At 48.4% G+C, this 12,656-nt stretch carries 10 protein-coding genes; all 10 read left to right on the top strand.

Going from position 1 to position 12,656, the window contains the following annotated elements; all coding sequences use genetic code 11:
* Window positions 1-36: 36 nt before the first annotated feature.
* Window positions 37-1,152, top strand: coding sequence for a DegT/DnrJ/EryC1/StrS family aminotransferase (locus ACQ9LF_RS05495; RefSeq protein ID WP_462488373.1), 1,116 nt, complete (start codon window positions 37-39; stop codon window positions 1,150-1,152).
* Window positions 1,153-1,282: 130 nt separating this feature from the next.
* On the top strand, window positions 1,283-2,596 hold the full coding sequence (locus tag ACQ9LF_RS05500) for a nucleotide sugar dehydrogenase (protein ID WP_462488374.1): 1,314 nt from the start codon (window positions 1,283-1,285) through the stop codon (window positions 2,594-2,596).
* 319 nt (window positions 2,597-2,915) lie between these two features.
* Complete coding sequence (locus ACQ9LF_RS05505) at window positions 2,916-4,286, top strand: hypothetical protein (protein WP_462488375.1); 1,371 nt, start codon at window positions 2,916-2,918, stop codon at window positions 4,284-4,286.
* Window positions 4,287-4,425: 139 nt separating this feature from the next.
* Window positions 4,426-5,355 (top strand): NAD-dependent epimerase/dehydratase family protein, encoded by a 930-nt coding sequence (locus ACQ9LF_RS05510; RefSeq protein WP_462488376.1) that lies wholly within the window; start codon window positions 4,426-4,428, stop codon window positions 5,353-5,355.
* 118 nt (window positions 5,356-5,473) lie between these two features.
* Window positions 5,474-7,165, top strand: a complete 1,692-nt coding sequence (locus ACQ9LF_RS05515; RefSeq protein ID WP_462488377.1) for a hypothetical protein — start codon at window positions 5,474-5,476, stop codon at window positions 7,163-7,165.
* A gap of 22 nt (window positions 7,166-7,187) precedes the next feature.
* Window positions 7,188-8,444: a lipopolysaccharide biosynthesis protein gene (locus ACQ9LF_RS05520; RefSeq protein ID WP_462488378.1), complete on the top strand. Its 1,257-nt coding sequence runs from the start codon at window positions 7,188-7,190 to the stop codon at window positions 8,442-8,444.
* Window positions 8,434-9,102 (top strand): serine O-acetyltransferase, encoded by a 669-nt coding sequence (locus tag ACQ9LF_RS05525; RefSeq protein ID WP_462488379.1) that lies wholly within the window; start codon window positions 8,434-8,436, stop codon window positions 9,100-9,102. The genes ACQ9LF_RS05520 and ACQ9LF_RS05525 overlap by 11 nt, the downstream gene beginning before the upstream one ends.
* A gap of 151 nt (window positions 9,103-9,253) precedes the next feature.
* Window positions 9,254-10,612 (top strand): O-antigen ligase family protein, encoded by a 1,359-nt coding sequence (locus tag ACQ9LF_RS05530; RefSeq protein WP_462488380.1) that lies wholly within the window; start codon window positions 9,254-9,256, stop codon window positions 10,610-10,612.
* A gap of 52 nt (window positions 10,613-10,664) precedes the next feature.
* On the top strand, window positions 10,665-11,390 hold the full coding sequence (locus ACQ9LF_RS05535; protein WP_462488381.1) for an acyltransferase: 726 nt from the start codon (window positions 10,665-10,667) through the stop codon (window positions 11,388-11,390).
* A gap of 16 nt (window positions 11,391-11,406) precedes the next feature.
* Window positions 11,407-12,576, top strand: a complete 1,170-nt coding sequence (locus ACQ9LF_RS05540) for a glycosyltransferase family 4 protein (RefSeq protein WP_462488382.1) — start codon at window positions 11,407-11,409, stop codon at window positions 12,574-12,576.
* Window positions 12,577-12,656 lie beyond the last annotated feature (80 nt).

Below are 12,656 nucleotides of genomic sequence, written 5' to 3' on the forward strand. Positions count from 1 at the left end.
AAATTCTCAATTCAAGAGACAAACAGGAGTATTTCAATGCAGGTTCCTTTGCTGGATTTAAAAGCGCAATATGCGACGATTAAGGATGAGGTCTTAAAACAGATCAATGAGGTTCTGGATTCTCAAATCTGTATCGGCGGTCCCAAAGTGGCCGAGCTGGAAAAGAAAATTGCGGAGTTGTGTGAGTGCAGGTATGCCGTGGGGATGTCCAGCGGTACCGATGCGATTTTGGCCAGCCTGATGGCTCTTGGGATTGGTCCCGGTGATGAAGTGATTACGACGCCGTTTACCTTTTTTGCTACGGCCGGCTGTATTGCCCGAGTGGGAGCCAGGCCGGTTTTTGTTGATATCGACCCGGTGACATACAACATCAACCCTGCCCTGATTGAGTCAGCCATTACCAAAAAGACCAAGGCGATTATGCCTGTGCACCTGTATGGTCAGATGGCGGATATGGATCCAATTATGCAGATTGCTGGTCAGGCTTCACTGGCTGTGATTGAAGATGCCTGTCAGGCCATCTCGGCGACCTATAAAGGCAAGAAGGCGGGTGCGATCGGAACCTGCGGCTGTTTTAGTTTTTTCCCCAGTAAGAATCTGGGCGGCATTGGCGATGGCGGCATGACGGTTACCAGTGATGAAGATCTGTATAAAATGCTGGTCTGGATGCGCAACCACGGCAGTGAACCGAAATATTACCATAAGTATATCGGCGGCAATTTCCGCCTGGATCCGATCCAGGCGGCAGCGCTTCTGGTCAAGCTGCCGCATCTGGCGGACTGGTCGCAGATGCGCCGCAAAAATGCTGCGTTTTATACGAAGAAATTCAAAAAGACGGTGATTCAGACGCCGGTGATTGCCGAAGAGTGTGAATCGATCTTTAATCAGTATGTCATCCGCGTTCCGCGGCGGGATGAGCTGGTCAGACATCTGCAGGCCCATAAAATCGGCTGTGAGATTTATTATCCTGTGCCGCTGCATCTGCAGGAATGTTTTGCTTATCTGGGATATAAGGCCGGCGATCTGCCCGAGGCGGAAAAGGCTGCCCGTGAGGTGCTGGCATTGCCTGTCTATCCGGAATTAACCGACGAGATGAAAGACTATGTTGTGAAAACGATTCTGGATTTTTACAAGGATACTCAACGGGAATGATTATTCCACGACCAAACGGGACATTGCAAAGAGGATCCGTATACATCAGCTGCTTGTGCTGCCTGACTCTGTTTGGCGGCAGGGAATCACGTTAGAATAAACCATCATTCACATAAAACAGGAGACTCCTATGGTGTCACTGGAACAGAAAATTGCAAAAAAAGATGTTGTTGTGGGCGTACTTGGTCTGGGCTACGTTGGTCTGCCGCTGGCACGGGAGTTTGCCACCTCCGGCATCAAGGTGCTGGGCTTTGATATCGACGACAAAAAAGTCAAGGTGCTCAACGCCGGCCGCAGCATCATCAAGCATATCCCCCACGAGCAGGTCAAAAGCATGGTCAAGTCGGGACTCTTTTCCGCTACCAGCGATATGTCGCAGCTTAAAAAGCCTGACGCCATTCTGATTTGTGTCCCGACCCCGCTGACCAAAAACCGTGAACCCGATATGCAGTATATCGAAGGTTCTGCCAAGACCATCGCTAAATCCCTTCGCAAGGAGCAGTTGATTGTGCTGGAAAGCTCCACCTATCCCGGCACCACCCGGGAAGTGATGATGCCGATTTTGGAACAGACGGGTCTTGTGGCGGGCAAGGACTTCTATTTGGCCTTTTCGCCCGAACGAGAAGATCCGGGCAACAAGAAGTACACCACCAAAACCATTCCCAAGGTTGTCGGTGGTCTGACACCCAAATGCTGTGAACTGGCTCGCCAGGTATATAGTTTTGCCATTCAGACCCTCGTTCCAGTGTCTTCTCTGGAAGCGGCGGAAGCGGCCAAGATTCTTGAAAACACTTATCGCTGCATCAATATTGCCATGGTCAATGAACTCAAGATGCTTTTTGACCGCATGGGGATTGATGTCTGGGAGGTGATTCGGGCTGCTTCCACCAAGCCCTTTGGCTATCATCCATTCTATCCGGGACCCGGCCTGGGCGGCCACTGCATTCCGATTGACCCATTCTATCTGACCTGGAAGGCCCGTCAGTATCACATGGCCACCCGTTTTATTGAACTGGCCGGCGAAATCAATACCGACATGCCGCACTATGTGATTCATCGTACGATGGAGGCCCTTAACAATCGCAAAAAGAGCCTCAAGGGGTCCAAAGTGCTCATTCTGGGCCTGGCCTATAAGCCAGATATTGATGATGTTCGTGAGTCTCCGTCGCTGGAATTAATTGAATTGCTCAAAGAGCGTGGTGCCAGGGTGGATTATAATGACCCCTATGTTCCAGCGACTCATAAAATGCGCGAATATGATCTCAAGATGACCAGTAAGAAGCTGACCGCAGCGATGCTCAAAAGCTATGATGTGGTGCTGATTTCCACCAACCACAGCGATTACGACTACAAGTGGATTGTCAAGCATGCCCAGTTGGTTATTGATACGCGCAATGCCTGTGCCAATGTCAAGGTCGGCCGCAATAAGATTGTCAAGGCGTAAATTCGGATTGCGCCTTTGTTGATTTTTAAGTCGGCCCCTGAGGGCCGAGAGAATTGGTTCAATTCGGTGAATGCCCTGACAAGTTGTCCATGTTGAGATGTCTTGGCAGGCTTTTACTAACCTTGTATGAAATGGTGTTATAGCGTCGCGGCGATGCAGGTTTTCGATGCGTCTGCGGCTTGACGTGAGGCACGATCATCCTGGTTAAGTATAAAAGGGCTTCATTAAAATAACAGTGTTAAGCTGGGATTGTCCCGGTTGTCTGCGTGCCTGGGCTTTACACGCAGGTTTGGACGATTTTAATGAAATGGAGGTAACAATGAAACGGTGTCTGATGATGTTGTGCCTGAGTATCGGTGTATCATGTGTCCATGCCGATTGGCCCCGTATCGACGTGTGTATCCACCCCTCAAAACAAGACGCTCCTGCCATCGACGGCAATCTGGCAGTCTGGGCGGACCAGCGAAATGGGACACAGAATACCGATATCTACGCCAGACTGCTGCCCGATGTTGCCGAGCTGGCGATTTGCAGGGCCGCTGGTCACCAGACCCAGCCTGCCGTCAGCGGACAGCGGATTGTCTGGAGGGACAAACGAAATGGCAATCAGGATATCTATCTGTTTGATATGGCGGCAAACACCGAAATGCCCATCTGTACCGATTTGGCCAACCAGGAAAACCCCGACATCAGCGGCAGCATAATCGTCTGGGAAGACTCACGCCACGGCAATATCGATATCTACGGATATAATCTCGATACCATGACCGAATTTCCAATCTGTACCAATCCTGCTCTTCAGTATCAGCCTGCCGTCTGGGGACATATCGTGGTCTGGACGGACCAGCGCAACGGCAACACGGATATCTATGGATACAATCTGCAGACTCAGCAGGAGTGTGTGATTTGTTCTGATGCAGCCAATCAGTCCTACCCGGATATCAGCGGTACGATTGTTGTCTGGCAGGATGAACGAAACCAGGCTGTGTCTGGCCGGGATATCTATGGTTTTGACCTGGCCGGTTCCGGTGAATTTGTAATCTGTACGGATTTGGAGTATCAGAATTATCCGGTGATTTGCGGGGATTATGTAGCCTGGCGTGATTATCGAAACGGTCCCACCAGCGGCTATGACATCTTTGGTTTCAATCTCAAGACACAGATGCTTATGCAAATCTGTACTGTCGGCGGGGATCAGACCTTTCCAGCAATCTCGTCGCAATATGCTGTCTGGCAGCATGGCGAAGATATTGTCGGTGCCCAGTTGCCGATTCATTCCACAATAACCGTACTTTATCCCAATGGCGGCCAGATGCTTTTGGCCGGTTCTTCAGCGACGGTGCAGTGGAAGACTGCAGGAGATCCGGTTGAAGAGGTTCGGATTGACTTTTCCGCCGACAATGGTCAAAGCTGGCAGATTCTCGCCAATGGTGTGGTCAATACGGGTACCTGTGAGATTGTCCTGCCACCGGAGATTCATTCTCAGGAATGTCTTGTCCGAGTGCGTTCCGCGGCTAATCTGGATATGATGGATATTGGCGATGATGTTTTTACGGTATTTCAATGTGCTCGGACGCTGACGGCAGATCTGACGGGTGATTGTTTTGTCAATCTGGCCGATTTTGCCGTCCTGGCCGACCAATGGCTGACCTGCGGCAATCCCTATGACTCTCATTGGTGCCGACAGTAAAACGAATCGCAAGCGATATCCAATTTAAAATCACCAGGAAAGACTTGAAGATAAAAAAGAAGTCAATCAATATCTTTTTCTATTCTTCGTACCCTGCATGGTGGTAAAACCAACAGCTAATACCTGACAACGAATGACTATGAAAATCCTTGTTACCGGCGGCGCTGGTTTTATCGGCAGCCATATTGTTGAATTTTTTCAGGGCAAAGCGGACATTGTTGTTCTTGACAACTTTCGTTCCGGCTTCAAAAACAATCTGGAGGGTCTGCAGTGCCGTCTGATTGAAGGCTCAATAACCGACCCTGCTGCAGTGCGTCAGGCCGTTCGGGGTGTGGATTATATCTTTCATCTGGCAGCCATGATCAGCGTCCCGGAATCAATGGCCAAACCGAGCGAATGTGTCGAGATCAACACACAGGGCACCTTGATTGTGCTGGAAGAAGCTGCCCGTGCCGGCGTAAAAAAACTGTGCCTGAGTTCATCCGCTGCCATTTATGGTGATAATCCCATGCTGCCCAAGACCGAGGATATGCTGCCCGAGCCGAAAAGCCCATATGCCGTTACCAAGCTTGACGGCGAATATTACTGCCGGATGTTTCATAATGAAGGCTGGCTTAAGACCGCCTGTATGCGGTATTTTAATGTCTTTGGTCCGCGTCAGGATCCCAAAAGCCAGTATGCTGCGGCGGTACCGATATTCATCGATAAAGCGGTCCGAAATGACCCGATTACTATCTTTGGCGACGGTCTCCAGACCCGCGATTTCGTCTTTGTCAAGGATGTCGTCGCGGCCAATGTCTTCCTGGCGACCCGTCCGGACTTGACCGGCGTATATAATGTTGCCTGCGGCGGTTCCATCACGATTAAAGAATTAGCCGAAAAGATTGTTGCCCTGACCGGCAGCGGTTCTGAGATTCGCTTTGGACCTGAGCGTGCAGGGGATGTTAAACATTCAAAAGCGGATGTGGAAAAGATAAAATCCGTTGGTTTTACCCCAATCAATGCATTTGAAGATGGACTAAGGCGGACAATTGAGTTTTTCAAGGCAAAGTCTGATAATTCAAGATAATGTCCGGATGATTACTAACAGGACCATTCATCTCCGTATATTTATTTCTTATTGTTTAAAAAGAGTGTGTCAATACCAGGATTAAACGATTAAGGAATAAATACAAAGGTTTAAAACGATGAATCATAAAACCTTCAATGTTGCGGCTTTATCCGTATTCGTTGTTACTACCGTGTTTCTTGGAGCGGTGGTTTTTTGGCCGGATTCACCCAAAAATGTTGAGGCGGGTACAACAGTTCAGCCTGCTGCAATGCCTTCTGCTACAACCCCGCCTATCAGTCCGGCTCAGCCGGCCGTTCTGGCGAAGACGGATACTCATTATGATGACGATTTTGAACAACTAAACGAAGCCGTTTCGTATGCCAGTGAGTATATGTCGCTCGATACGGCCAATGAGTTTCCTGTTATTGAAATCAGCTCATCGGATTCCGGCAGTTCGTCCGATTATACTGCTTCGCAGAGCACAATAGGCGATTCTTTTACTCCGTTTTCATATGATGTTTCGACATTGTCGTCAACTCTGTCTTCCAGTGGAAATACATCCAGTTCCTCCAGTTCGGCAAGCTCGTCCTCATCCAGCGGAACGTCTTCCGGAGGTTCCCCCTCCGGAGGTGCTTCTGAAGGCGATACAACCCAGCCCAAAGATAACACCACCGGCACGCAGCCCCAGACCCCCGCGGACAATCCCGGCACGCCCGGTGGAGGTGGGGCTGTACAGGATTATTCATTGCCTGACTGGATTAAAAATGAAGGTATCCGGGCTGGATTTATGTCTTCGACCTCGGGAAATCTGGATGTGATTCCTCGTATTGTTCAAGAGACCAAAAATATCGGATTGAATACAGCTATTGTCTATGGTTGTATGTTTGCGGAAACACCAAATCATCTGACTTATTATCGGGAATGGTTTCGCCAGTGTAATAAGGCAGGACTTCATATATTTGCATTTTATGGGTGGCAGCCTCCGGTTAAAAACCCCTGTCGTCCGGTCGTCTTTAGCGATGGAACGGAAGGTCTTTTCCCCTGTCCGCTTGATGATCAACTCTGGCAGTATCTGACCGACAATATGGTCGAAAAGCTGGCCAGGGTATCTGTCGAACGCAGTGATCTACAGACCGCGTTTGACGGTTTCTTTCTGGATATGGAGATGTACCGGACGGAAACCGAACCGAATGACAAAAGAAATTATTCGCTTGATACCTGTTTTTGTGATGTCTGTTTTTCCCGCTTTATTCAGACCCGGCCGGAGTGGAAAAATCTGCCGATGGTGCGAAGAGATCGGCGTAAATTCTGGCTGGAACAGCATAATCTGCTGTCCGATTATCATACCTATCTGGCACGGGATATCGAGGCAAGAGCCGAAGATTTGAGAAATCAGGCCCATGCGATAAATCCCAAACTGCTGTTTGGAGTGTACCCGAGGCTGTCAGCAGAAAATTGGGTGCTTGCGGCTGTGATGCGAGGATTTGGACGGAATTCTTACCCTGCGATTTCATTTACCACAGACACCTATGGCTACTATTCTGTACCCTGGGGAGCCGCCCGTATTCCCGCTGATCTGACGGCTTATTTTAAGGAATATGACATTAACGGTATCTATGTTGCCGGGTATTTACTTCGTGCCTACACCAGCAGTGAAATCAAAAATCATCTGGTTAAATCCGGTCAAAATGCCCAGGGATACTGGTTGTTCCGGATGCCACAGCTGCTGGATAGTCGGATTCCCCCATCTGAGACACTGCCTGGCGGAACCCAGGCAGACTACCTGCGGGAAATCAAAAATGCCAATATTCAGCTAAATGCAAGGTGATTCCGCGCTCCGGCGCGTCAGCATGAAAACCCCGTCCCTCAAGATTAACTTTGCATGGGCATTTATTGGCAATGCCGTGTATGCTCTGTGCGGTTATTTATTACTAACGATATTAACCAAAACCTCGTCGGTTGAAACAGTCGGCCTCTGGGGCATTGCCCAGGCAGTCACTTTACCGATTGCCACCTTTTTCAGTCTCCGGCTCTGTACCGTCAATATTACCGACGTTCGCCAAGAATATCATACGGGCCATTATATTGCCGTGCGGTTAGCGGCGTCTGTGCTGTCGGCGATGGTGATTGCCGTCATTGGTTTTCTGTTTTACCCTCCGCAAACCGCTGCTGTAATTGCCATGATGGGCGTTAGTCAGTCGGTTGCTGAAATTCGATCTTATTTTCTATCCAATATGCAAAAGTATGAACGCCTGAGTCTGGCCACCCTGTCTCAGATCATCGAGGGGCTCCTGACCCTGCTGCTGTTTGGGGTTCTATTTTGGATGAGCCGGAATTTGCTGCTGGCCATCGTGGGAACCATCGTTTCGCGGCTGCTGGTTCTGTGTTTCTACGATATCCCCATTTCGGCAAATATCTTAATCGCCCACCACCAACAAGAGGAGGCGTTATATAGGCCCATTTGGCACTGGGATGTCCTATGGAAGTTGTCCGTACAAGCGGCCCCGCTGGCCGTAGTTGCAGGAATAGGAACTGTATTTCAGAATATCCCGCGAATCGTGATGGATCGCCAAATTGGCCGCGAAGCGGTAGGCTATTTTACAGCGATGTCCATGCTGCTGGTTGCTTATACCATGGTCAATGCGGCCCTCGGCAATGCGGCCCTGCCCCGCCTGTCCCGGTATTTTGCAGAAAACACAAAGGCCTTTGTCTGGCTGCTGATTCGCCTGATGGGGCTTAATCTCGGACTGGGGATTGTGTTTGTGGCGGTTGTCTTTTTTTTCGGCAAACCCCTGCTGACTCTTCTGTTTACAGCCAACTATGCCCAGCATAAAAATGTCCTGGTGATGCTGGCTGTGTCCAGTTGTCTTTTATCGGTTTTCAGTGTATCCAACTGGGGCTTGAATGCGACACGACGGTTTGCAGTCCAAGTGCCGATATATATCGGCACTGCGATCATCAGCGGGGGATGCTCAATGCTGCTGATTCCACGCTGCGGAATCATGGGAGGGGCGTATGCATTTATTCTGAGTTATTTATTTGGTCTTTCTTTGTGTTTAGTCTGTATTGCAATGGCGATCAAGCACAAGGTTTGTTATGTTGAATAATTTAAAGCAGGATTTGGTCAGAATTAATTATTATCGACTTCTGAAACCTGAACAGGTTGGGCCTGGGCGTATTATTTTTGAGGCGATGCGGAACGCAGGATATCGAGCCGTTGTTCTTTATCGGATTGGCCGTTGGTTTCGCTGCCGAAAAATGGGATTTTGTGCTGCTGTTGTTGAACGATTTATGCGTCATTTATGCCATTGCTGGATTTCAACCGCGATTGATATAGGACCTGGATTTGTGATTGCTCATGTTTGTGGTATTATTGTTGATGGAGCTGTCGGCCCCATTGGCAAAAATTTTACTATTCGACAGAATGTGACAATTGGCGGTAATTATGGTAAAGCTCGAAATGGGCGTACGCAGCCAATAATAGGAGATGACGTTTCAGTTGGTCCCGGAGCGACAATTCTTGGTCCCATTTCGATTGGTTCGAATACAATTATTGGGGCCAATGCGGTGGTAACAACGGATATTCCCGAAAATTCTGTGGCAGGGACATTTAGAGCAGAAGTAATTGCTCAAAGAGCCGACGATGGGAGTATCATCCATACAAAAGATCGTGTGTTTATGTCGCGGCGGGAATTGTATGACAGAATTCGACGGTTAGAAGAAAAAATAGAAAAGATGGAACAGACGGCCAAGACTGAAAGATAAGTGAAAAGATTGGCGAAAAGTTTTGTTTTACTCTGCTCTCTATCCCAGCAGGAGCTGATGTCGTTTTGAAGAAGGCTGACTCACTGTTTGGAGGGTTGCATTCCTTCCAGTGGTGATTAAATATGAATGGATTTTTCCAGACGGAGAGACAATGGCAATACTATTTGCGATATTGATTTTTATTGTATTGGCGATTATCTTTGCAAATCCCAAATTAGGAACATTTCTAATCTGGCCGATCTTGTTTACCTACCCGCATGGATGGTGGTTTTTTAATGGTTTTCTGCCGCTGAATATTGGCTATGATGATTTGTTCTGCATCGCCCTGTTTCTGGTTGTTTTTCTTCGCCGCAACATTATGGGGGGGGTGCCGATTCGAATTGGATATGCATTTTGGGTTATTTCGGGATTTATGATGGTAGTTACCGTTGCCGCAGTGTCCGGGGCGATGAACTATTCCTCTATATACTGGCCAACGTTTCTCAAAGAAATTCTGAAGACAGGAATTTTCTGGTGTCTGTTTTATGCCATTCTGCATTGTGTAGAGACTGAGCAGGATTTACGAATTCAGTTTTCGATGTTTTCTTTGTCAGCAGTGATAGGTGCGGCGATTATCATCTTTCAATATTATGCTCCATCGCTGGCATGGCCCTGGCAATTGCCGGATGTATCTACGCTGGTAGGACAGGCTGGGAGCGACATCCAGGAGGCTGATATCGAAAGTCGGCGTGCTTATGGGGCGTTTATGAATGCCAATGGTGCGGCGTGTATTTTGACGGCATCGCTGGTCTTGTTGGTAGGTGCTATCCGGTTACAAAAAACGATATTCTCCAAGTTATTCCATTATGGACTATGCTTTGTTCTGCTTGTGGCTCTTTTGCTGACCAAGTCCCGTTCCGGATTTCTGATGTTGGGATTGACGATGATTCCCATGGCCTTTATAGGTCAAAACAAAAAATTTCCCTGGTTGGTACTGACGGCATGCCTTCTGGTGTTTGTTTTATTTGCCGAGACGCGGTCGGCGTTTATGAAACGCCTTTCGGATATCTATAATCCGGCGAGCAAGGAAGTCAGCGTCAATGTGGAAGGACGTATTGAGCTATGGAAACGCTATTTTGCAACTGCGGATTTGAAAACACTGGTGTTAGGGCAAAGCAGTGTAGGAGGTACTATTCGTAATGAAACGGAAAGCCATAGTATGTATGTTGCACTGCTAACGGTGTATGGGTTCGGAGGAATAATTTGGGCTGTGGCCTCTCTGGCGGGTTTTATCAAACGTGCTCGGTATGTCAGGCATTCGAATAATCTATTGTTAAGTCAAGCTGCAACCACGTGCCTGTGGGTGCTGTATGCATTTATGGTGTACGGGGCGACTTCAGATGCAATCAGTTCAAATTATCCCCGTTATCTGCTGTTTTATCTCGTTATTATTGTAGAGCGGTCGTACCACATAGCCCGCCAGGAAGAGTATTCTCTTTACGAGGATTCTATTGAGCCCGCTGAGTGCTGATAAAAAAGACCCTGCGAAGGTTGATCTGGAGATGAATGAGGTCCGCTAAGAGATGTTTCCATTAATGAAGACCATCATCAAATCTGTGTTGTATGAATTTCAGGAAATGATTGAGGCGATCATACGAGATTGGCCCGGGCAGCTTGGGGTTGTAATTCGACGCGGCTATTATCGATGCAGATTAAAGCATCTCGGCCGAGGTGTCATCATTAAGCCGGGTGTCCGGCTGAGCGGTACCCGTTATATCTCGATTGGTGATTATTGCACGATTGCCCACCATACGATCATTCAGGCGGGTCCCACGACGGGGTTGAAAGCGGAATGTTTGTCCCTGGACAATCCGGACTATCGTGGCGGGGCGGGTGAGGTGGTTTTGGGACGTTATGTCTATTTGTCTGCCAACTGCTATATTCTGGGCCAGGGCGGGGTTTATATCGGGGACTATTCCTGCTGTGCACGAGATACGACGATTCTTTCTTTTTCCAATCATTATCGCAGTTTCAAAAATCCTTCGGATCGGTCCATCTATTTTACGCATGGCTGCGGGCCTGAACACGAGTGCTATTTGGCTGGTCCGGTTGTGTTGGAAAACAATACGGGCGTTGCCAGTCATGCCGTGATTTTGCCTTGTGTTACCATCGGTACCGATAGCTTTGTCGGCATAGGAGCCGTGGTCCATAAAGGTCAGTACCCCGCCAATGCGTATATCGCCGGCACTCCCGGCAGGGTCATCCATTCGCGCTATGCGGAAGCATCTGCTGAGGGCAATAGCCGCTAATTCACAGAGGACAAGCATGAAAATAGTATTCTTTGATTTTGTCATTCATTATGGCGGCGGACCCCAATTGGCCGCCGATACGATGCTGAGATTATCCAAACATCATGACATTGAGGTGATTGATCCGTATGGTCAGTGTGAGCCGTACATACGGAAACTTCAAGATGGTGGAGTTAAAGTTCAGGTGTTAATGCCGGAATCACGTTTTGTATTTCTGGGCAATTCACAAAACCGTCTAAAACGATATTGGCAGTTATTTCGAACTGTGCCCCACTATCTTCGGCTTCATGATCGTCTGGTGAAGACCCTCAGGCAGATACGGCCGGATGTCCTCTGGACCAATTCAAAAACAGGATTCAAGTTTTTGAGTGTGGGCAGAAGTCTGAGGCATATCCCGCTGATTATGGAAATTATCGGCTGCCATCCGGCGTCTTATTTTAACGATTTTATCGGACACAAGATGAAAAAACGACTCAGTCTTGTGATGGCCATCTCCACGGAAACCAGCAATCAGCTTAAAGCCTCGGGTTTTAATCCAGATAAAATTCATATTGTATTTGATACCATTGATTTTGAGGAGACTCTTCGTCGCAGTCGTCTGCCTTTAGATGCCCCTTTGCCATGCCAGGGAAAGCATCCGGCGATTCTGGTGCCTGCCACGCTAATACCTAAAAAAGGACACGATACGGCCATTAAGGCTGTTGCCCGATTAAAACAGGCCGGAATGGATCCTGTTCTTTGGCTGGCAGGGGACGTGGTAGGTTTGGATCATTCTTATGAATTGTATTTGAAGGCTCTGGTCGATCAACTGAAGCTGAATGAGAATGTGTTTTTCCTGGGCTGGCGGCATGATGTGCCGGCTATTATCGTGAATGCCGATATGGTCGTTTTGCCGACGCACGAGGAGGGGTTTGGCCATGTGATTTTGGAATCTATGCTCCTGAAGCGTCCGGCTCTGGCCACACCTGTAGGAGGAATCTTGGATTCGATTCAAAATGGCATCAACGGACTGCTGTTCCCCGTGCAGGATGATGAGTGTCTGGCAGAACAGATCATGCGGATTCAGAATGATCCGAGTCTGGCCCGCCAAATCGTTGATCAGGGCTTTAAAACCGTAACAGAACGGTTTACGCCGCAAGCGCATACAGAGCGTTGTCTGGAATCGTTGAGAAAATTGATGTCGTAAAACCAGAGGAATAAGGGTGTTTCCGGGTGTCTGTTGAGAGATTCGTTTTGGGGATAGCTATAGGTAATGCAAAATCAATA

It is taken from the genome of Anaeroglomus insulsum (assembly GCF_050689095.1).
GTDB classification, from domain to species: Bacteria; Planctomycetota; Phycisphaerae; order Sedimentisphaerales; family Anaerohalosphaeraceae; genus Anaeroglomus; species Anaeroglomus insulsum.

Coding starts and splice junctions, on each gene's coding strand:
- ACQ9LF_RS05495 (WP_462488373.1), top strand. CDS start 37: ATGCAGGTTCCTTTGCTGGATTTAAAAGCGCAATATGCGACGATTAAG.
- ACQ9LF_RS05500 (WP_462488374.1), top strand. CDS start 1,283: ATGGTGTCACTGGAACAGAAAATTGCAAAAAAAGATGTTGTTGTGGGC.
- ACQ9LF_RS05505 (WP_462488375.1), top strand. CDS start 2,916: ATGAAACGGTGTCTGATGATGTTGTGCCTGAGTATCGGTGTATCATGT.
- ACQ9LF_RS05510 (WP_462488376.1), top strand. CDS start 4,426: ATGAAAATCCTTGTTACCGGCGGCGCTGGTTTTATCGGCAGCCATATT.
- ACQ9LF_RS05515 (WP_462488377.1), top strand. CDS start 5,474: ATGAATCATAAAACCTTCAATGTTGCGGCTTTATCCGTATTCGTTGTT.
- ACQ9LF_RS05520 (WP_462488378.1), top strand. CDS start 7,188: ATGAAAACCCCGTCCCTCAAGATTAACTTTGCATGGGCATTTATTGGC.
- ACQ9LF_RS05525 (WP_462488379.1), top strand. CDS start 8,434: ATGTTGAATAATTTAAAGCAGGATTTGGTCAGAATTAATTATTATCGA.
- ACQ9LF_RS05530 (WP_462488380.1), top strand. CDS start 9,254: ATGGCAATACTATTTGCGATATTGATTTTTATTGTATTGGCGATTATC.
- ACQ9LF_RS05535 (WP_462488381.1), top strand. CDS start 10,665: ATGTTTCCATTAATGAAGACCATCATCAAATCTGTGTTGTATGAATTT.
- ACQ9LF_RS05540 (WP_462488382.1), top strand. CDS start 11,407: ATGAAAATAGTATTCTTTGATTTTGTCATTCATTATGGCGGCGGACCC.